Annotated in this window: 12 protein-coding genes and 3 tRNA genes; 9 read left to right on the top strand and 6 right to left on the bottom strand. The window is 64.6% G+C overall.

Features of this window, described 5'->3' with window-relative positions; all coding sequences use genetic code 11:
- Positions 1–53 precede the first annotated feature (53 nt).
- The gene (locus ACWF6P_RS28400) at positions 54–491 is read left to right on the top strand and encodes a hypothetical protein (RefSeq protein WP_452623264.1); all 438 of its coding nucleotides are present in this window, start codon (positions 54–56) and stop codon (positions 489–491) included.
- A gap of 135 nt (positions 492–626) precedes the next feature.
- Complete coding sequence (gene lysA / locus ACWF6P_RS28395) at positions 627–1,970, top strand: diaminopimelate decarboxylase (protein WP_452623263.1); 1,344 nt, start codon at positions 627–629, stop codon at positions 1,968–1,970.
- Positions 1,971–1,989: 19 nt separating this feature from the next.
- Here lysA and ACWF6P_RS28390 read toward each other — a convergent pair whose 3' ends face one another.
- Entirely contained in the window at positions 1,990–3,738 is a 1,749-nt protein-coding gene (locus ACWF6P_RS28390; protein WP_452623262.1) for a helicase HerA-like domain-containing protein, read from the bottom strand.
- Between the two features lie 120 nt (positions 3,739–3,858).
- On the opposite strand from ACWF6P_RS28390, the gene orn reads away from it, so the two are divergent.
- Complete coding sequence (orn, locus tag ACWF6P_RS28385) at positions 3,859–4,458, top strand: oligoribonuclease (RefSeq protein WP_024487359.1); 600 nt, start codon at positions 3,859–3,861, stop codon at positions 4,456–4,458.
- A gap of 84 nt (positions 4,459–4,542) precedes the next feature.
- Positions 4,543–4,615 (top strand) — tRNA-His (locus ACWF6P_RS28380).
- Positions 4,616–4,940: 325 nt separating this feature from the next.
- Here ACWF6P_RS28380 and ACWF6P_RS28375 read toward each other — a convergent pair.
- Positions 4,941–6,110 carry a L,D-transpeptidase gene (locus ACWF6P_RS28375; protein ID WP_378637685.1) on the bottom strand — a complete coding sequence of 390 codons (1,170 nt, stop codon included), beginning with the start codon at positions 6,108–6,110 and terminating at the stop codon, positions 4,941–4,943.
- A 368-nt stretch (positions 6,111–6,478) separates the two neighbouring features.
- On the opposite strand from ACWF6P_RS28375, the gene ACWF6P_RS28370 reads away from it, so the two are divergent.
- The 3 genes from ACWF6P_RS28370 (at position 6,479) to ACWF6P_RS28360 (ending at position 8,273) form a co-directional block, all read left to right on the top strand.
- Positions 6,479–6,551, top strand: a tRNA-Lys gene (locus ACWF6P_RS28370).
- Between the two features lie 125 nt (positions 6,552–6,676).
- The gene (locus ACWF6P_RS28365) at positions 6,677–8,107 is read left to right on the top strand and encodes an amidase (RefSeq protein WP_452623261.1); all 1,431 of its coding nucleotides are present in this window, start codon (positions 6,677–6,679) and stop codon (positions 8,105–8,107) included.
- 93 nt (positions 8,108–8,200) lie between these two features.
- A tRNA-Lys gene (locus ACWF6P_RS28360) sits at positions 8,201–8,273 on the top strand.
- A gap of 66 nt (positions 8,274–8,339) precedes the next feature.
- On the opposite strand, the gene ACWF6P_RS28355 is transcribed toward ACWF6P_RS28360, so the two are convergent.
- Positions 8,340–8,561, bottom strand: coding sequence for a DUF3618 domain-containing protein (locus tag ACWF6P_RS28355; protein WP_003945299.1), 222 nt, complete (start codon positions 8,559–8,561; stop codon positions 8,340–8,342).
- A gap of 145 nt (positions 8,562–8,706) precedes the next feature.
- On the opposite strand from ACWF6P_RS28355, the gene bcp reads away from it, so the two are divergent.
- A complete protein-coding gene (gene bcp, locus ACWF6P_RS28350; RefSeq protein WP_007733290.1) occupies positions 8,707–9,180 on the top strand; it encodes a thioredoxin-dependent thiol peroxidase in 474 nt (157 codons plus the stop codon).
- On the opposite strand, the gene ACWF6P_RS28345 is transcribed toward bcp, so the two are convergent.
- Positions 9,177–10,526 (bottom strand): M20/M25/M40 family metallo-hydrolase, encoded by a 1,350-nt coding sequence (locus ACWF6P_RS28345; protein ID WP_452623303.1) that lies wholly within the window; start codon positions 10,524–10,526, stop codon positions 9,177–9,179. The two genes, bcp and ACWF6P_RS28345, sit on opposite strands and share 4 nt — an antisense overlap.
- A 290-nt stretch (positions 10,527–10,816) precedes the next feature.
- Here ACWF6P_RS28345 and ACWF6P_RS28340 point away from each other — a divergent pair, with 290 nt between their 5' ends.
- The gene (locus ACWF6P_RS28340) at positions 10,817–11,518 is read left to right on the top strand and encodes a TetR family transcriptional regulator (protein ID WP_003945379.1); all 702 of its coding nucleotides are present in this window, start codon (positions 10,817–10,819) and stop codon (positions 11,516–11,518) included.
- Between the two features lie 58 nt (positions 11,519–11,576).
- Here ACWF6P_RS28340 and acpS read toward each other — a convergent pair whose 3' ends face one another.
- Positions 11,577–11,975 (bottom strand): holo-ACP synthase AcpS, encoded by a 399-nt coding sequence (gene acpS / locus ACWF6P_RS28335; RefSeq protein ID WP_378647990.1) that lies wholly within the window; start codon positions 11,973–11,975, stop codon positions 11,577–11,579.
- A gap of 10 nt (positions 11,976–11,985) precedes the next feature.
- A complete protein-coding gene (locus ACWF6P_RS28330) occupies positions 11,986–21,294 on the bottom strand; it encodes a fatty acid synthase subunit beta domain-containing protein (RefSeq protein ID WP_452623260.1) in 9,309 nt (3,102 codons plus the stop codon).
- Positions 21,295–21,502 lie beyond the last annotated feature (208 nt).

Genomic DNA, 21,502 nt, shown 5'->3' with positions numbered 1-21,502 from the left:
CCACGGCAGCGAATGCATGTTCGTGCGCATCATCGGCTACCCCGGAAGAAGCCGTGAGCGTCTCCAGCACCGTTTTCCTCGGGACTCCGACGAAGAAAACTTCGGACGGGTTCGAGGACACCTACCTGTTCGATGTCAGCCGGGTCTACAAAGGCGATCTGGCATCGGTGACGTCGGTGGGGACACTCGCGAACGGGAACGGTTGTGGCACAAGCTACGTGCTCGGCACCGAGCAGCTGATGTTCGTTTCTGCGCCGTACGACGTCGACGCCGAGCACGAGGGGCACAGCTGCGGGCCGGCTACCGAAACCGGGTTGGACATCCAAGCGGCGCTCGAGTCCGTGTACGGCGCCGGTTACGCCCCGCGCGCCGGCGGAGTTTCGTCCGTTGGTGTGTCCGTCGACAGATCGGCGGTGATCGGCGGGACCGTGGCGGTGGCATTACTCGCGATGCTCGGCTGGTTCGGATGGAAGCGGCGAGGGAAACAGTGAGTCGAGGCCGTCAGAGCCGCGTCAACCTCGTTCGACGGCGCGTCAAGTAAGCGTCAAAAGCCGCCCCATCGGTGATCTTCGGGAGTAGATCTGAAAGTAGCCCGCAACACGGCGGGTCACCTTCAGGAGATCGACGTGACGCTACTCGAAATCTTCCCCTCCCTACGCGGCGCAATGACACCTCGTATGGATCCTGCGTTGTGGCCCATCAGCACTCGCCACGATCAAAGCGGGCGTGTCTGCATCGGCGACGTCTCCCTCGAAGAGATCGCGGACCAGTACGGCACACCGACGTACGTTGTCGACGAGGCGGACGTGCGGCACCGCTGCCGCACGTATCGAGAGATCTTCCCCGACTCGGAGATCGTGTACGCCGGCAAGGCACTGATGATCCGTGCGATGGCCAGCTGGGTCTCCGACGAGGGACTCGGGGTGGACGTCTGTTCTGCCGGTGAACTTGCCATTGCTCTGGCCGCGGGCGTGGACCCGAAGCGAATCATCCTGCACGGCAACGCCAAATCGGTTGCCGAACTGAGAGCAGCGGTCAACGCCGGTGTCGGCCGGATCGTCCTCGACTCCCCTAGCGAAGCAGTTCGACTGGCGTCGGTGTGCTCCCGCCCGCAGAAGGTGCTGATCAGAGTCACACCCGGCGTCGACATACACGGACACAAGGCGGTGTCCACCGGCATCTTGGACCAAAAGTTCGGTTTACCAGCATTTTCCGAAGAACTGGAACGTACGGTGTCCGTCGTCGCCACCGCGACGCACCTGCAACTCATCGGCCTACATTGCCATCTCGGCTCCCAGATCACCGATCCCGAACACTTCCGCCCCGCGATCGAGACGATGATCGCGCAGATGGACGACATTCGACGCACACACCGAATCATCCTCACCGAACTCGATCTCGGCGGGGGGCACGGGATCGCGTACCTACCGGGAGATGCCCAACTGGATTTGACTCGCCTCGCTCACGTCATCGACGACAGTCTCGACGACGCCTGCACCCGAAACCGCTTCCCTCGCCCCGAAATCGTGCTCGAACCTGGCCGGGCGATCGCTGCGCGCGCCGGAGTCACGCTCTATCGCGTACAGAACATCAAGTCGATCAGCGGCGGACGGACCTTCGTTTCCGTCGACGGCGGGATGAGCGACAATCCGCGGGTGTCGTTGTACGACAGCCGTTACGACGTCGAACTGGTCAACCGACATTCGAGCGCACCGCTCCAGGAGGTCACGGTCGCCGGGCGGCACTGCGAATCGGGCGACGAAATCGTCGTTGGCGCCAGGCTTCCCGCCGACCTACACGAAGGCGACCTGCTGGCAGTGCCGTGTACGGGTGCCTATCACCACAGCATGGCGTCCACCTACAACAGCGTCGGCCGGCCACCGGTCGTCGCTGTGCTCGGCGGTATTGCGCGGCCGTTGATCAGGCGCGAATCGATCAACGACCTGTTGGCCCGCGAGGTCGGTATCTGACCTCGCGGGCGTCGAACCCTCAGCGCTTGCGGCGGCTACCGGTCCCGAAAATGTTTCTCGAAATCTCCCGTCCCGCAGCCGAAGCCGCGGAGCGCAGGAAACTCTTGACGGCCGAGTTGCCCAAGATCTGCTCGGCGATATTGGGGCCCTCCGGTTCGGCCGGCGGCGGTGGCGGCAGGTCGGGTAGCGACGGCAGATCCAGGGACTGATCCGCCGTCGGAGCACCGGCCACCTTCGCCGTCAACTTCTCGTACGCCGATTCGCGGTCGATCGTCTGGCCGTACTTCTGATTGAGGGGACTCGACGACGCAGCCGCCTTGATCGCGTCGTTGCCGATGGTGTCCATCAGCGACCTCGGAGGACGAATCTTGGTCCAGGCCACCGGCGTCGGCGCACCCTTCTCCGAGAGCACGGTCACGATGGCTTCACCGATGCCGAGTGAAGTCAGCGCCTTCTCCAAGTCGTAGTGCTCGGTCTTCGGGTAGGTGCGGACAGTCTTGTTGAGTGCCTTCTGGTCGTCGGGCGTGAACGCACGAAGAGCGTGCTGGACGCGCGCACCCAACTGCGACAGAACCGAATTGGGAATATCGGTCGGAAGCTGCGTGCAGAAGAACACGCCGACGCCCTTCGAGCGAATCAGTTTGACCGTCTGTTCCACCTGCTGCAGGAAGGCCTTCGACGCGTCCGCGAACAGAAGGTGCGCCTCGTCGAAGATGAACACCAGCTTCGGCTTGTCCAGATCTCCCTCTTCGGGCAGTGTCTGGAACAGATCCGCGAGCACCCACATCAGGAAGGTGGAGAACATCGCCGGGCGAGCCGCCTGGGCACCGAGTTCGAACAGCGTGATCACACCGGCACCGCCGACGACCCGCAGCAGATCCTCGGTTTCGAGTTCCGGTTCGCCGAAGAAGGTGTCACCGCCATCTGCTTCGAGGTTGACCAACGCGCGCAGAATCACTCCCGCCGTCGCCGAGGAAACTCCGCCGATACCCTTCAGATCCGCCTTGCCCTCAGTACTCGTCAGGTGGGCGATGACCGAACGCAGATCCTTGAGGTCCAGCAGTGCGAGGCCCTGAGTGTCGGCCCAGTGGAAGATCAGTCCGAGAGTCGATTCCTGTGTCTCGTTGAGGCCCAACACTTTACTGAGTAGGATCGGCCCGAAGCTGGTGATCGTCGCGCGCACCGGGATACCGATTCCGTCAGTACCCAACGACAAGAACTCGACCGGCATCCCTGCGGGAGTCCACGAATCGTCGCCCGTCTCGACTGCGCGAGCCTTCATCTTTTCGCTTGGTTCCCCCGCCTTCGACAGCCCCGAGAGGTCGCCCTTGACGTCGGCCATCACGACCGGCACACCCGCGGCGGACAGCTGCTCGGCGATCCCCTGCAGCGTCTTGGTCTTGCCGGTACCCGTCGCACCGGCAATCAGGCCGTGACGGTTGATCGTCGCCAACGGAATCCGCACCCGCGCGGAGGGATCTGCCACTCCGTCGATCACCACCGAGCCGAGCTCGAGTGCCCGCCCCTCGGATGAGTAGCCCGCCGCGATTTCAGCTGAAGCACCCGACGGCGCCTGAGCAGCGGGGGTGTCGGGGGTGGCTCCTGCGGATGCTTCGGCCTCAGCGGCAGCGGCTTCCTTCTCCGCTTCCTCAGCAGCGGCGGCAGCTTCAGCGGCAATCCGAGCGGCTTCGGCAGCGGCGGCCTTTGCAGCTTTCGCCTTCTCCGCCGGCGTCAGCGGCGCGGCTCCGTCCTTCGGATCCACGGTCATCGAAAGCCCTCCTCGTTGCAATGCGGCGAAGTTCTTGTCATCACCCGAGCGCAGTCCTGCACGCACCCGAGTTTCCACCGCAGACCTTATCCCGCGCCCACGCGCACTACTGTGTTCCTGGTGCAGGACAAATTGGTATGGATCGATTGTGAAATGACCGGGCTGCGACTCGAGTCCGACAAACTCATCGAGATTGCGGCTCTGGTGACCGACAGCGACTTGAACATCTTGGGCGAAGGTGTGGACATCGTCATCCACGCCGACGACGACGCGTTGGCTGCCATGCCCGACGTCGTGAAGAAGATGCATGCAAAGTCGGGACTGACCGAAGAGGTCCGAAAGTCGACGGTCACCCTCGCCGAGGCGGAGAAAGAAGTGCTCGCGTACATCCGCAAACACGTTCCCGTCGCCGGTACGGCGCCCTTGGCAGGTAATTCCATCGCCACCGACCGCGGGTTCATCTCACGCGACATGACGGCGCTGGACACCTACCTGCACTACCGGATGATCGACGTCAGCTCCATCAAGGAACTCTCCCGCCGCTGGTACCCGCGAATCTACTTCGGTCAGCCCGAAAAAGGTCTCGCCCACCGAGCGCTCGCCGACATCAAGGAATCCATCCGCGAACTCAAGTACTACCGCGGCACTGCATTTGTCGCGGCGCCCGGACCGTCGAGCGCGGAAATCGCAGCCGTCGTAGAGGGCTTGGGTCCCGCCTGACCTGCCGATTGGCATCCTGACCGACTTTCGCGCTAGTATCTCTTTCGTCAAAGCAGCCGGGTCAAACCGGTGGCCGAGGCAATGGTGGGCGTAGTTCAGTTGGTAGAGCACCAGGTTGTGATCCTGGCTGTCGCGGGTTCGAGTCCCGTCGCTCACCCAAGCGGAACCCCCGAGAATGTCGAAAGACATTTTCGGGGGTTCTTTTGGTTTGTACCCCATCCCCAATCTTCCCCTCCACAGCCGGGTGAACGTATCGCTCCCCTTTTCTGACAGGGGCAGCGATACGTTCACCGAAGTGGGTGGGGTGGCGACCGCGACAAATCGCGCGCACCCGAGCAACCCGTGCCCGGGCAGAGCGAACGTACCTCTCAGCGCCTCAGATAGACCGAGAGGCACTTTCGCTCGCAAAAGGCGTGCAGATGCAGAATGCCCCCAACCGGACGGTCGGGGGCATTCTGACGTTCAGCGCTTCAGCGGCGCGCTCAGACGTCCGCGTTGCCGGTCTTCCAGACGCTCCACGGGATGTTCCAGTCGCCGAGGCCGTCGGTGCCGGAGAGCGTGCCGCCGACGGTGTTCTTGACCACGACAATGTCTCCGCGCTTGGTGTTGTCGTAGACCCACTTGGCGTTGGACGGGCTCAGGTTGAGGCAGCCATGACTGGTGTTGGAGTAGCCCTGCTGCCCGACCGACCACGGTGCCGAGTGGAAGAAGATGCCGCTGTAGGACATTCGGGTCGCCCAGTCGACGGGAGTCTTGTAGCCCTGAGCGGAGGTGACCGGGACGCCGTACGTGGACGAGTCCATGATCATGTTCGCGAAGCGGTCGCCGATGATGTAGACGCCGTTGTCGGTGGGAGTGCTGTCCTTGCCCATGGAGGTGGGCATGGTCATGACGGTTTCGCCGTTGACCTGGAAAGTGACCTGCTTGGTGTTGTCGTCCGCCGTGGCGATGACGGCGTCACCGATAGTGAAGGAACTCTTCGCGTCTTCCTGCCCGAAGACTCCCTTTCCGAGATTGCGTCCGTACACGTTGACGTTCACGTCGACCTTGGTGCCCGGTGCCCAGTAGTTCTCCGGACGCCAGCGGACCTCACGATTGTTGACCCAGTAGAACGCACCTTCGACGGCCGGAGTCGTGGTGACGGTGATCGCCGCCTCGGCAGCCTTGCGATCGGGGATGTTCTCGTCGAACTGCACGGCGATGGGCTGACCGATGCCGACAACGTCGCCCTCGTTCGGCAGGACGTACGGCTTGGTGACGTTGCCGGGCGCGCTGGTGGTGAAGGATGTGACCGTCGTACTGGCGCCGCCCAACCCGTAGGCGCGGGCTTCGATCTTGTACTTGCGGTTGTATCCGAGCGGCTCGGTGGTCGTCCACGACGCACCGTCTGCGGTGATAGCGCCGGCAACTGCCTTGCCGTCCTGATTGACCATCGTCACGTCGGACAGGGCACCGTCGGCGACGTTGATCTTGACCGGGTCACCCGGCGAGAAGCCGACAGCCCCGTCGGCGGCGGTCGAGGTGAGCTTCGGCTTGATGAGTTCGGTGAGCGGATTGGAATCGATCGGCGCCGATCCCTCGGTACTGACATCCTTGCCACCCGACGTGCACGCGGTCATCAGAACGAGCGCACCCAGTGACACCGCGATCATCGCCGCGCCCTTCGACGCTCGACCGTTCCCCCCGCGCACGGACAGACCCCACCTTTGACGACTCATCGTTCGACTCCGCTTCACAATTTCTCCGACTAACTTCCGCGTCACATGCGAATCCCACTTACCGGAAGGCAAGTGGGACTTACGGTATGACTGCGCTGCACCAATGATGCCAGGCGCGCTCGTTACCAATGGTCATGAAGGGCCACGCCGTCAGTAACGTTCAAGTATCAATCGCTCCGAACCGTCCGTTTTGTTACCGCTCGAGGCGGATTTCCTCCGATCGGACTACGGCAGTGAACCTGCTACCTGGCGATTTGCTCCCGAACCGGCGATTCGGCTAATGTTCTGTCTCGCAAGAGCGAGCGCCTATAGCTCAGTTGGTAGAGCAAGTGACTCTTAATCACTGGGTCCGGGGTTCGAGTCCCTGTGGGCGCACTTGCAAAGGTCCCCACCTTCTTCGGAAGGTGGGGATTTTTCGTTGTGTCGTGGTGAACAGGTCGTGGTGAACAGGTTGTGGTGAATAGACTTCACAGTTACCGGAACCACGGCCTGGAGGATTGATGACCGAGCGCGAGACCACACCGGGCAGCGAGCCGGCATTTGCCGGGGTGGCGGGTCAGGCCGCTCTGATCCGGTCCGGCGAATTGTCCGCCCGCGAGCTCACCGAGAACACACTTCGCCGTATCGAACGCCTCGATTCGACGCTCAATGCTTTCGTGCGAGTTCTCGCAGACGAAGCGCTCGACGAGGCGGCACGGCTCGATCAGCGCCAGGCCAACGGCCTCAGCCTGGGCCCACTGCACGGAGTCCCGATCGCGATCAAAGACGAGAACGACGTCGCCGGAACGCCCACGACTTACGGCGGTGCGGCAGCAACTCGCATCGCCTCCGCTGACTCGGAGGTCGTGCGCCGTTTGCGCGAGGCCGGCGCGGTGATCATCGGCAAGACGACGATGCCCGAGTTCGGCATCTGGCCCTTCACCGAGACCGCCGCAAACGGCTACACCAGAAACCCTTGGGACACTGGCGTATCCACCGGCGGATCGAGCGGAGGATCTGCGTCGGCCGTCGCCTCGGGAATGGTCGCGGCGGCGATAGGCGGCGACGGCGGCGGTTCCATTCGATTGCCTTCGGCTTTCTGCGGCCTGTTCGGACTGAAAGCGCAGCGTGGCCGGGTAAGTACCGCGCCGAACCGAAACCTCTGGCGCGGACTCGGCACGCTCGGCCCTCTCACTCGTTCCGTGGAGGACAGCGCACTCGTGTACGACGCGATCACCGGCACCACCGGGACCGACGACTACACAGCCGAAACGCTCGGCACCAGCTTTGCCGAGTCGGCCGCGTCGGCTCCCGGGCCGCTTCGCATCGCGGTGTCCACCCGGAGTCCGGTCCGGGGAGTCCGCCCGTCACCGGAGGTTATTGCCGCGGTGCACTCGATCGCAGAGATGTTGAGCGCGTTGGGACATCACGTCGAAGAACACGACCCCGAGTACCCGGATGCAACAGCGGCATTTCTCCCCCAGGTGCTCGGCGGCGTCCGCGACGAGGCACTGCGCGTCGATCATCCGGCGCTCCTCGAGAAGCGCACGCGCGCACTCGCAACCATCGGCCGGATTGCCGCCCCCGAGCGCGTCGGGAAATTCGCGTACCGCAAAGGTGAGCGAATTGCAGCGACGGTCAACCAGGTCTTCGACACCTTCGACCTGGTCCTGATGCCGACGACGCCCGCCTTGCCGCGCCCGATCGGACAGCTCGAAGGAACAGGCCTTCTGTCCGCAGTCCGTAAGGCGTTGCCGATCGCCGCCTATTGTTCGATCTGGAATGTCTGCGGCAATCCGGCGGCCGCCGTACCCGCCGGCTTCTCCGCACGCGGGCTCCCCCTGAGCGTTCAACTGGTTGCGCGCAGCGGTGGTGAACCGACGATTCTCGCCGTCGCACAGCAGTTGGAAAGCACCGTCCGCTGGCCGCATTCGCGCCCGCCACACTCGTGAATTGCAGAGGCTATGTAACCATCGTCACCACGATGAACACGCGTTTTGCAAACTCCTGAGCCTGTCGGCTAGTGTTCTGTCTCGCAAGAGCGAGCGCCTATAGCTCAGTTGGTAGAGCAAGTGACTCTTAATCACTGGGTCCGGGGTTCGAGTCCCTGTGGGCGCACTTGCAAGAAGGCCCCCACCTCACGAGGTGGGGGCCTTCTTCATGTTCTGTCTTCGACAACTCGGGTCAGCGAATGATCTTCCGGACCACGAGTAGTCCCACCACTGAACCGACTGCGATCAGCGCGTACTTCACTGCCGGCTCGTTGAGCTTGGCGAGCACCGTCTTCTTGGTGTTCTCGACGAGCCGCTTCGGGTTGGTGCGGACCGTCAGTTCGTCGAGTGTGCTCGCGAGCTGGTTACGCGCCTTCTCGATCTCGCGTTCGATGCTCTCGGTGTCCCTGGGCACGTGTCCTCCAACTTGTCTGTGTTCTGCTGCTCTGTGTGCGGGTCTGCTGTGCGGACGCAGCGCGCCGACACTTCGCTCTACCGTAGAGGAGCAGAATGCCCTCGCGCCCACCTGCCGCGCAATTTGTCGACTAACCTCGATTCCCGTGACCGAGAACAGTAGATTGTCCGCCGGCGACGTCGCGCCGGATTTCACGCTCCCCGACGCCGACGGCAACGAGGTTTCGCTTCACGATTACCGCGGCCGCAAGGTCATCGTGTACTTCTACCCCGCGGCCAGCACCCCAGGGTGTACCAAGCAGGCCTGCGACTTCCGTGACAGCCTCGCCGAACTCAACGGCGCCGGCCTCGAAGTCATCGGAATCTCACCGGACAAGCCCGCCAAACTCGCGAAGTTCCGCGATACCGAAGAGCTGACCTTCCCGCTTCTCTCCGATCCCGAGAAGGCGACGCTCGAAGCCTGGGGCGCGTTCGGTGAGAAGAAGATGTACGGCAAGACGGTCCAGGGCGTCATCCGCTCGACGTTCCTCGTCGACGAGGAAGGCAAGATCGAGGTGGCCCAGTACAACGTCCGGGCCACCGGCCACGTCGCCAAGCTACGACGCGATCTGTCGGTCTAACTCCCGTACCGGCTCAAGAACAGCGCTTCCGCGAAAGCGAGATTCTCGATCTCCGACGGGTCGACGCTTTCGTCAGGTGCATGAATGCGGCACTGCGGTTCCTCGACGCCGATCAATGCGATCTCCGCGTCGGGGAACTGCTCGGCCAGTGCACTGCACAGCGGTATCGATCCCCCTTGTCCGGCAAATCCCACTTCGCGGCCGTAGGCATCGGTGAGCGCGGACTTCAGCTGCGCGAAACCTGACCCCTCCGTCGAGGACGAGAACGGCGATCCCGTCGATTCCGGTACGACCTCGATGTGGACGCCCCACGGCGCCGCTGCCAGGAGGTGGTCGGTCAACAACTCCTGTGCCTGCGCCGGATCCGTGCCGGGCGGGACGCGAAGATTCAGGCGTGCGGACGCGCGTGGCGTGATCGCCGCCGCCGAGCCCACGACCGGCGGGCAGTCGATACCCAGAATGGTCAATGCCGGACGAGCCCACACCTGCTCGGCGACCGAACCGGAACCCGTCAGCTGCACACCGTCGAGTACTCCCGCATCGGAGCGGAACTGATCGTCGTCGTAGCCGACCCCGGCCCATTCTTGGTCGTTGGTCAAGCCTTCGACGGTGGTGTTTCCGGCACTGTCGTGCAACGTCGACAGAATCTGCACCAGCGCGCTGATCGCATCGGGCGCCGGCCCACCGAAGACACCGGAGTGAATCTCACCCTCGAGCGTCGACACGTGGACCACCACGTTGGCGATCCCGCGTAGTGACGTCGTGATCGTCGGCTCCCCAACTTCAGTGTTGCCGGTATCGGCGATCAGGATCATGTCTGCCGCGAAGAGTTCCGGCCGCTCGCGCACCAGATCCTCGAGACCGCCGGTCCCCATCTCCTCCGAACCTTCGGCGACGATCGTCAGATGCGCGCTCGGATCCACACCGGCAGCGGCAAGCGCTCGCAGCGCCGTCAAATGCATGACGACGTTGCCCTTGCAGTCGGAAGCACCGCGTCCGTACCACCGTCCGTCGCGCTCCGTGAGCGTGAAAGGCGGCGAGCCCCAGAGCTCTTCGTTTCCGGGCGGCTGAACGTCGTAGTGGCAGTACAGCAGAACGGTCGGGGCACCGGCCGGGCCTGGTCTACGCCCGACGACCGCGGCCGAACCGTCGGAGGTCTCGATCGCCTCGATATCGGCGAAACCCTGATCACGGAATGCCTCCAGCACCCAATGTGCCGCGGCTGCGCATTCTTCCGGCGGGTACTGCCGTGCATCGGCGACGGACTTCATCGCCACAAGTGCACTCAGATCTTCACGGGCGCGCGCCATGAGTTCGCGTACCGCGGTTCGCAGTTCTTCCGTCATCATCTCCCTCTCCTCGGCATCGAATCTCGGTGTGCCCGAAGAATCTCAGTCTGCCCGAATCAGACGAACGGAGTCGGCAGGATCGCCGCTGCGCCACACCGCGCAGCAACCTCTTCGGCTACTGGACAGGTGGTCACCTAGTATCGAGGTGTGGCAACAGCATCGGGACTCGTGTGCGCGCACCTGCGCGGTGCGTTTCGACCGATCACGACCGCCGAAGTAGGTGGCCGATGACACCGGATAACGCACAAGTCCCAAATTCGACAGAAAACACCGATAGCCTGGAAGACGTGCAGCCCACGACTCGTCACCGCGCGCGGCGGCGAGTCGACCCTGCACTGGAGAATCCCCAAAGCCTCGAAGAACCGCAGGAACTGCTGCCGCGCAAGCGTCCGACGCAAGAACGCAGCCAGCGTAAATTCGACGCCCTCCTGGCGGCGTCACGTGAACTCCTCACCGATGTCGGATTCGAATCGTTCACCTGTGAAGAAGTCGCGGCACGTGCTGACGTCCCGATTGGGACGCTCTACCAGTTCTTCGCGAACAAATACGTCATCGTCTGTGAATTGAACCGCCAGGACCTCGTCGGCGTCCAGCACGAGCTTGCCCAGTTCGGCGGCGAAGTGCCCTCGCTCGACTGGCTGCGGTTCCTGAACAGTTTCGTCGATCACATGGCCGGGCTGTGGACATCTGATCCGTCGCGCCGCGAGGTCTGGCTGGCGATGCAGTCGACACCGTCCACGCGGGCCACCGGCGTCATTCACGAGAAGCAGTTCGCCGAGACGGTCGCGAAAATGTTGGGCCCGTTGACGCCGCGAACGCGGCGAGATCGTCGCCTGATGATGGCGGAAGTCCTTGTCCACGTAGTGTATTCGATGCTCAATTTCTCGGTTCAGGACGGTCAGTCACATGCCGACGCGGTCGCCGAACTGAAGAGGCTCATGATCGCGTATCTCCTTGTTGCCGAGAAGGAATCGCGCACGAAGGACTAGTCGAACGGCAAAGAGCCGGTCTCCCTTTGGGAGACCGGCTCTTTCGCGTCCGGTGGTGTTACCCAGGTTCGGATTCGATGACTGCGAAGGCGCCGGCCATGTCTCCGTCGTGAGTGAGTGAGATGTGGATCTTCACTCCGGTGAGGTGTTTGGCCACGTCACCGCGAAGCCGGATGCCGGGGCGACCCCAGGCGTCCGAGACGACTTCGATCTGATTGTGGATCATCTCCCCCAGCACCGGCGGGCTGGCGAAGAGAGCCGTCGACCAAGCCTTGATCACTGCTTCCTTCGCTGCCCACCGCGCCGCGAAGTGTCGTGCCGGTTCGGAGCTCCGGGTAGCGGCGTCTCGACGCTCGCCCGGTGTGAAGTTGTCGAGCATTGCCGTTCCCGGCCTGTTCAATTGCTCGGCGAACTCCGACACCGTCACGAGGTCGAAGCCGATACCCAGAACTCCCATACCGTGATTATTACTTGCAGCCGGGCAGATTCGAGCGGTACACCTGATCTGCGCCGAGTCGTGCGTCCTCGCTCAGCAGCATGTCCGCTTCGAGCTGACGCGACGCCTTGGCCGGCGTTCCGTCGGCGCCGAGGCGACGATCCGCCGGACGCTCGTAGAGGCTGTCGCCGCCGCACATCGCCTTGGTGAGGCGACGCTGACCGTCGATCGTCCGCTGTTGCGCCGCCGCAACATAGTCCGCGCGCTTGTCGGCCGGAACCGACTCGACGAATGCCTGCGGGTGCACGACTGCGATCAGTCCGGAAACGTGACCGAAGCCCAGGCTGGTCAGCAGGCCGGCACGCAGCGGAAGCTGCTCACCGAACTTGAGCGGCTGACGCGCCCACACGAGGTGCTCGAACTCGGCCATCTTGTCGTCGACACAGTCGAGGCTGCGGTTCGGCGGGACGATGCCCTGGCTCAGTACCTGGCAGAGTCCGATCAGCTGGAAGGCTGCAGCTCCACCCTTGGCGTGACCGGTCAGGCTCTTCTGCGAGACCACGAACATCGGCGCGCCTTCACTGCGTCCCAATGCCCCGGCGAGGCGCTCGTGCAGCTCTGCCTCGTTGGGATCGTTGGCGGCAGTGGAGGTGTCGTGCTTGGAGATCACGGCGATGTCGTCGGCGCTCACTCCGAGAGCGTTGAGCGAGAGTGCGAGCTGTGAATCCGCTCCCCCACGTCCGGCGCCCAGTGCTCCGAGTCCCGGTGCCGGGATCGAGGTGTGGACACCGTCGGCGAACGATCCGGCCCAGGCGACCACACCGAGGACGGGCAGACCCATCTCGAGTGCCAGGTCACCGCGAGCGAGCAGAATCGTTCCGCCACCGGCCGACTCGACGAATCCGCCGCGGCGACGATCGTTTGCACGCGAGAAGCGGCGATCTTCGATGCCCTTGGCGTGCATGTCCTCGGTCTTCGCAGTGGCCGACATGTCACCGAAGCCGATGATGCCTTCCGTGCTCAGATCGTCGAACCCGCCGGCAACAACCAACTGTGCCTTGCCGAGTCGAATCTTGTCGACGCCTTCTTCGACGGATACCGCTGCCGTGGCGCAGGCGGCGACGGGGTGAACCATCGCGCCGTAGCCGCCGACGTACGACTGAACGACGTGCGCGGCAATGACGTTCGGCAGCGCTTCCTGCAGGATGTCGTTCGGGCGGTTCTCGCCGAGCAGCGTGTCGATGTACAGGCTCCTCATGGAGGTCATGCCGCCCATGCCGGTGCCCTGCGTGTTGGCAACCAGGCTCGGGTGTACCCAACGGAGCAGTTCGCTCGGGGTGAAGCCGCCCGTGAGGAAGGCGTCCACCGTTGCGACGATGTTCCAGAGACCGACGCGGTCGACCGAATCTGCCATGTCCGCGGGGATGCCCCACTTGGTGACGTCGAAGTTGGTCGGGATCTGGCCGCCGACGCTACGAGTCAGCTTCATCTTGCGCGGGACGCGGATCTCGGTGCCTGCGCGGCGGGTGACCGTCCAGTCTCCGGACTCGGCGGAAACCGTCGCCGTCGTGTTCTCCGGATCGGATTCGACGAAGGCCTGAGCCTCGGCCTCACTGCCGACCACGAAGCTCAGATCCTTGTCCAGGAACACGGAGGTGAGCAGCGGAGCGGTGTTGTCGATCATCGCGCCCTCGTCGACGTAGCGACGGATGCCGCAACGCTCGACAACTGCGTCGTGGTACTTGTCGGCGATTTCCGCCTCGGGTACCAGGTCACCGGATTCGACGTCGTACCAACCCGGCTTGGGGTCGTTCTCCCAGACGATGAGTCCGGTGTTCCACGCCAATTCGAGAACGCCTGCGGCAGAGAGCTGCTCGTCGACCTCCATCTCGAAGCGGGTACGCGAGGAACCGTAGGGTCCGAGCTCTCCGGCACCCACGATGACCACGAGGTCCGCGGGGGTGACGTCCAGTTCGGGCCAGCTCGGAGCCTTGACCGAGTCGTCGATGCGAGCCGGCGCAGGCAATGCCAGGATGCTGGACTCGTCCACTGCCTCGTCGACAGCTTCGGCGATCTCGGCAACCTCGGCAGCTTCCTTGGCCAAAGCACCCAGATCCAGGTTGGCCTCGGACAGTCCGCCGGTCAGGTCGACCTCGAGCGGAGCCTCTGCAGCAGCGCGACGCGACTCACGCGTTGCCGTCTTCAGCAGTTGGGTCGCCATCTCCTGGGTGGACCAGGTGCGGACGCCCGCTGCTTCGACAGCGTCGACGATCGGATCGTTGTGCCCCATGAGTCCGGTTCCGCGAACCCAACCGATGACGGCGTGTGCCAACGTGACCCGCTCGGCCCAGTTGCGCTCGGCCTTCCAACGGTTCACCACGGCGATCAGCGAAGCCTTGGCCTCACCGTAAGCACCGTCGCCACCGAATGTTCCGCGGTTCGGCGAACCTGGCAGCACCACGTGCAGGTGCGTGTCGACGTCGCTGTCGTAACCGATCTTCGACAGACCGCCGATGAGGCGCTCCACCGACCAGAGCAACACGCGCATTTCCATTTCGGCGCGAGCGCCGGCGTCGGAAAGTTCACCGCCGACACGGGGAGCTGCGAACGGGAAGAGCATCGTCGGCGTCATGGCCGGCTTGATGAGCTTCTTTGCGCCGCCTGCGTTCTCGGTGGCCTCGTTGCCGATCCAGTCGATCAGTGCGTCGACGTCGGTGTACGACGCCATGTTCGCGGGAACCACCCAGAGGGCGGCACCGGCGCGAGCGTTCTCGCGGTACAGGTCGCGGTAGAAGCCGAGACGCTGACCGTCCAGTCGCGAGGTGGTCACGAATACCGTTGCGCCACCGGCAAGGAGCTTGCCTGTGACCGCTGCCGCGATGGAGCCCTTGCTGGCGCCGGTCACGACTGCGACCTCGCCTGCCCATTCGGGTGCGTCGGATTCTGCCGCCGTAGCCGCATCAGCGATGCGGGTGTAGACCTCGGCGAGCGCCGTGCGGCCCTCGTCGGTTGCACGGGCAGCCCACCACTTCGCCTGGGCGGCAACGGTGTTACCGGCTCCAATGAAGTTCTCGACCGAGAGGGTCTCACTGCCCAGCCAGATACGCGCAAGATCCTCACGCGCACTTGCCCAGCGGTCGTCGAGCAGCACAGCCTTCTGCGCGTCGAATGCCGGAGCAACCAAACGCGGCCAGTCGGAGCCGAGTTCAGCCGAGACCAGGTCGACCAGTTCGGTGTCCTCGACCGTCGCGACTGCTGTTTCTTCGTTCAGTCCGAGCTGCTCGAGCACCAGGCGTGCGGCCGAGGCCAGAACGCCGTTGCGACCGGTGATGTTCTCGGTGAACTCACCCAGAGCGGCTGCGTCGACGGTTCCGCCGCTTCCGCCGCCGGTAGCCGGCAACGAGACGCTGACTCCGCGAGCAGACCCGACCGAGGCAACTGCGCTGTCGATGACTGCGTCCACTGCTACAGCGTCGGCCAGTGCGCCGGAGCTCAGGCCACCGAGGTCGCCGCCGCGGATGCTGGCGCCGTCACGGGTACCGAGAGCCACTGCTGCGGTGACGTGGTGTGCCCAGCCGTCGCCCAGTTCCCAGACCTTCTTGACGCGGTCGGCGATGTAGCCGGGGCGCTTGCCCGAGGGGCCGAAGACCTTGCGCAAGTGATCGTTGATCGAATCGGAGAGCACCGGTCCGAACGGCTTGTACGTGCGGGCGAGCTTGTCGACGGTTGCTCCCAAGGAGCCCATGTCGGCGTCTGCGGCACCGTCGATGGCGCCGAGAGACAGCTCGGAGCCGAGGTCGACCAAGAGCTGGTTACGACGCGAGGAGACGCCGTCGCAGAGTGCTTCGATCGTGTCGGCGGGGCCGACCTGATCGGGACGGAGCTTGGTCCACAGGCTGATCAGGACCTTCGTGGCGTCGGGCGCCTTGAAGGTGAGGTCGTCCGGACGCGGTCCGCCCGAAGGTGCAGCGGGAGCAGCAGCGACCGGAGCGGCAGCTGCGGCAACCGGAGCAGCCTGCGCGGCAGGGGCTTCGATCTCGTCGTCGTCATCGACGGCCGGATCGACGTCGGTGCCGTAGACGATCGCAGCTTCACGCTCGACGTTGAGAACCTCGACCGGGTAGCCGAAGCGGCCCGGCAGCTTGAGGGTCTGCGACGCCAGGTTCGCGACGGTCGGGGCAGCGCCGAGACCGATCTCGACGAAGCGCTCGACCCCGAGTCCACCTTCGGACTCGTCGCCGAACAGCAGGTCCTGCGTCTCGATCCAGCGAACCGGGCTGGCGAACTGCCACGCCAGTAACTCGATCAGGATGATGCGGGACAACTCGTGAGTGCGCGTTGCGTAGCGCTCGAAGTCTGCGAGGACTTCCTGCAGCGGCTCGGACGGCACCAAGTCGGCGATTTCCTGAACGAAGTCACGACGCAGCGAGAACGGCTTCGGAACCAGGTTCGGGATGTAGCGGCCGATCAGGATGTCCGGGTCGATGTCGTGCGGGAGCAAGTCCTGCAGGCATACGCGGAAGTCCGCGACGCCGCCGCGAAGCACGGTGGAGTGGAACGGAACGTCGATGCCGGGGACCTGGATGTATGCCCGCTTGCCACCGAATTCTGCGCGGCGACGGTCGATTTCGATCTCGAGTGCGTCGAGACCGGCTACCGAACCGGCGATGGCGTACTGGCTGCCACGCAGGTTCAGGTTGACGATTTCGAGGAACTCACCGGAAGCCTCGGCGACACCGACAACGAAGCCCTGCACGTCGTCGTCGGAAACACCGATCTGCGACGGGCGAATAGCGGCCATGCGGTAGTCGGAGCGTCCGGCTTCGTCACGGGGAACGAGCTGGTGCATCGCAGAGCCACGCTGGAAGACGACCTCGAGAAGTGCTTCGAGCGGGAAGACCTCGGCAACAGCGGCGAGTGCGTTGTACTCACCGACCGAGTGACCGGCCAGAAGCGAATCCTCGATGAAGGTTCCGGACTCGCGCAGCTCGGCAACCTGAGCAACACCGAGAACGGCCATGGCCACCTGGGTGAACTGCGTCAGGTGAAGGACGCCGTCGGGATGCTTGTGCTCGACACCGCGCGCCTTGACGGTCACCGGGTTGTCGCGCACGACAGCGAGGATCGAGAATCCGAGTGCCTTGCGGGTGTGCTTGTCGGCACGCTCCCAGACGTCGCGCGCGGCCTTGGAGCGGGCGCGGGCGTCGAGGCCCATGCCCGGGCGCTGGATGCCCTGGCCGGGGAAGGCGTAGACGGTCTTGGGTGCGGCGGTGCGACCGGTGGCGACCATGACCAGTTCGCCGTCGATGCGGCAGCCTACCTCGACGATTTCAGCGCCCTGGTCGATACCGACACGGTCGACGCGGACGTCGATCTCGGCACCGGGGCGAACCATCCCGAGGAAGCGGGCGGTCCAGGCGGTCAGGCGGCGCGGCGGAACGCGGGTCTCGGCCGGGTCGACTGCGGTGACAACCTGCTGCGCTGCGGCGGAGAGCCACATGCCGTGCACGATCGGGGTTCCGAGTCCGGCCAGCAGAGCGGCGTTGTCGGAGGTGTGAATCGGGTTGTGGTCACCGGAAACCTGAGCGAAGGCGCCCATGCTGACCGGCGCGAGGATCTTCGCGTCACGGCGACGACGACGTGAGGTGTCGACAGCCGCATCGCTGATCGATCCACCGGCGCGAGCCGGGTCGGCGAGTTCTCCGGCACCGGTGCGGCCGCGGATCGCGAAACGCTCGGTCATGGTGACGACTGCGGGGGCGTCGAGGCCCTCGCCGAGCATGGCACCGACCTCGACCTTGACCTCGACGACGCGACCGAGGTCGGTGTCGAGAACCGAGGCGACCTCGGCGTTGACGACGAGAATGCTTGTCTCGGAGGGAAGCTCACCGACGAAGTCGACGGTGTGGTCGAGGTGGACCAGGTCGAGCATGCCTTCGATGACGGAAAGACTGTCGAGCTTGGCTGCGCCGAGGACGGCGAAGACCGCGGGCCAGCATGCTCCGACGACGACGTCCGGAACAGCCTTGCCGCTGACACTGAGCGTGGCGGGCAGGCCGGAACCGGTGACACCGGCGTGATCGGCGATGCGATCGGGAACCCACGCGACGTTGAGTCGGGCCTTGCCGTTCTTGACTGTCGGAAGTTCCTGTCCGGCAGCAACTGCCAGCAGCGCGGACATCGCACCTTCGGCGTCTGCCTCGGTGACAACCGGAGCGCCGCCGTCGATCACGGACTCGGGGATGGTGATCGTGATGTCGACGGACTTGTCCGCCACCAACGGAACCGAGAGCAGCACGTGCGAGGAATCGACGACGGTCAGGCTGGACCCGGTGGTGCCGTGTACTGCCTTGTCGGCAGACTCCGCACTCCACTCCTCGAGGTCGCCGAGACGACGGACGGGGTTCTGGGTCAGGCGGCCGGCCCACTGGAGGTCAGGAGCCGAGAGGACGGCGTCGAGAAGTCCGGGTGCGGAATCCTGGTGGCGACGGCTCGCAAGTGCAACCGGAGTGGTTCCGGCAGCAACCAATTCGTCGTAGGTGGCCTTCTCGAAACGATCGAGCAGGTCGCCGACCGGCTCGTCGACACGGGTGATGCCGGCGACGGCAACGGTGCCGGGGATGACGCAAACCTGATCGGCGGTGTAGCGGGGATCGTGTGCCTGCCACAGGGAGTCGCTGCGCCACCAGCGACGCACGTCACCGTCGACAACGGGAACGAAGTTGACCGGCTTGCCCGGTGTCTTGCAGAGCGAGATGAAGAACGAGACGTCTGCGGGATGCAGAACGGTCGTCGAGTAGTCCGGGTACGACGCCTGCAGTGCGCAGATCGCAGCCTCGGGACGCTCGAGGGTCTCGGCATCGCCGAACAGTGTGGGGATGGGACCGCGGTCGACCGGGTGCAGTCGCGCCTCGGCGCGCTGGAGCATCTCGCCGAAGCGAGCACGCCAGGTGATGTCGAGCCACGGGCTCGAGGTCGCCTCGACGATGGCGTCCTGAATATCTGCGCCGCAGTCGAATTCCTTGGCGGCGTCGATCCCGACGGTCAGCTCGAGGTAACGACGCAGCCACTGGGCGTACGTCATGGTCTCGACGTCGCCGAAGTACGGCTTGGCGGTGACGTCGAGGGCGGCGATGATCTCGTCGCGGCGCTCGGCCACTGCCTCGGAATCGCCGGCAACCTCGTCGAGGAGGCGTCCGGTACGCGAAGCCGCGTTGTCGATCTCGTGGATGTCGGCACCGAGCTGGCTACGGCCAGAGGCCATTCCGCCTTCGGCAGTACCGGCACCGACCCAGTCCGGCGTACCGGGTGTGTCGACGAGAAGCTGCTTGACCTCGGGAGAGGTGGTGGCCTCGAGAGTCGCCATGGCTGCAGTGCCGACCAGGATGCCGTCGACGGGCATGGCCGGGAAACCGGCTGCGGCAGACCAGCGTCCGGTCAGGTAATCGGCTGCGCGCTCGGGTGTTCCGATGCCGCCGCCGACGCAGATGACCAGGTTCGGACGCGTGCGCAGTTCGGCGTACGTGTCGAGGAGCAGGTCGTCGAGGTCTTCCCACGAGTGGTGTCCGCCGGCGCGGCCGCCTTCGATGTGGACGATGACCGGGAAGTTCGGAACCTCGTTGGCAATGCGGATCACGGAGCGGATCTGCGCCACGGTGCCGGGCTTGAACGCGATGTTGGTGATGCCGATCTCGGACAGCTCGTCGATGAGGGCAACAGCCTCTTCGAGTTCCGGGATACCGGCGGTCACGATGACGCCGTCGATGGGAGCACCGGCAGTACGGGCACGCTGCACGAGGCGCTTGCCACCGAGCTGCAGCTTCCACAGGTACGGGTCGAGGAACAGGGAGTTGAACTGGACCGCGCGGCCCGGCTCGAGCAGCATCTTCAGTTCTGCGACACGGTCTTCGAAGATCTCTTCGGTGACCTGTCCGCCACCGGCGAGCTCGGCCCAGTGACCGGCATTGGCTGCCGCGGCAACGATCTTGGCGTCGACCGTCGTCGGCGTCATGCCTGCGAGCAGGATCGGCGAACGACCGGTGAGCTTCGTGAACGCGGTCTCGACGCCGATGCGGCCGCCGGGGAGCGCAACGGGCTTCGGCGCGAATTCGGACCACGAACGTGAGACCTCAGGCGCAGCACCGGGAGTGAGCAGATTGCGGTGTCCACCGCGGGTGGCTGCGGCGATGATGCCGACGCCCTGTCCACGAAGCGAGGAGGACGTCATGCGGGTCAGCTGATCGCTGGGTCCGAGATCGAGAATCCACTTGGCGCCGGCGGAAATTGCACCGTCGACAGCCTCGACCCAGTCGACCGGATCGACGAGGACACCCTGCGCGAGTTCGCGCGCACGGTCCGCGTCGAGACCGCAACGTGTTGCCCAGCTGCCGACCAGTTCGACGGCCTCGGCCAACGCGGGGTGATGGAAGCCGATTTCGGTGTCGAGCGGATCGAAGGACGGAGCGAAGACGGAACCGCCGCGCTTCTTGCCCTCACGCTCGCGGGCTTCTTCGGCTTCGATCTGCTCGCAGCGCTCTTGCACACGTGCCAACTGAGCGGGCGGTCCGGCAAGGACGACACGGCGACGGCCGTTGCGGATGGCGAGAACAGCTGCACGCTCGGGCGCAACACCCTCGGCAAGCTCGGCGACGATGGCAGCGAGACGCTCGGGATCGACACCCGAGACCGCAACCATCGGTTTCGCGGACGCGCCGGCGATGACGCCGCGGCGACGGCCGACCAAGCTGGCAGCAGCACCGACGAGTTGTGCGACGGCGAGGAGCTCACCGTCGTCGTTGCCCTGGGCGGCTACGGCAGCCGTGGCAAGAAGGCCCTGCGAGTGGCCGATGACAGCAGCAGGCGGGTTGCCGGCCACATCCAAACCCTGAGCGGAGAGGGCACGCAACGCCGCAAGCTGCGTGAGGAAGACACCGGGGAGCGACACCGGAGCTGCGGTGAGCGCTGCAGCGGAAGGTCCCGCCGACTTCTCACCTTCTTCTTCGTCGACGATCTCGGCTTCGAGCATCCACGCGATCGGATCGAATCCGACCGGGCGAACCACGAGGAGATCCTGTGCGACGGGTGCAAGGCGTGCGGCTGCATCATTGACCAGATCGGTCAGAACGGGTTCCAGGCCGTTGTCACGGCTGAGCTCCTCGAGCGAGGTGAGCCAGGGAGCGCCCTGTCCACCGAAAGCGATTGCGTAGGAAACGCCGTTGTTCAGCGAATCGACGAGGGCACCTTTGCTGGTCGTGCGGGACTGTCCCCCATCGACGCCGAAACGGCGTCCACCCTTCGAGTCGCGTCCGTTTCCTGTAGGTGTCGTGTCATCGATCGTCACGCGTACGTCCTCTCCTGGTCACCTCTGCGGCGAGGTGGGATTTGCGGTGTGCCGCCCGGCTGAAGTGCTCGCGAATTCGTCGAGAGAATCGACGGAGTCAGGGCGTTCGTGCAAGACAAGGTTTACACAGAATCATGAGGATTTCCTCACGTTTGTCGACGCCCTCGAAATCTGGACTTTCAGGGCCGTGATCTTCCTCACGAGAGTT

This window comes from Rhodococcus sp. NPDC055024, assembly GCF_053608585.1.
The sequence above is the reverse complement of the archived record's forward strand: the minus strand, read 5'-3'. Positions and strand labels throughout refer to the sequence as shown.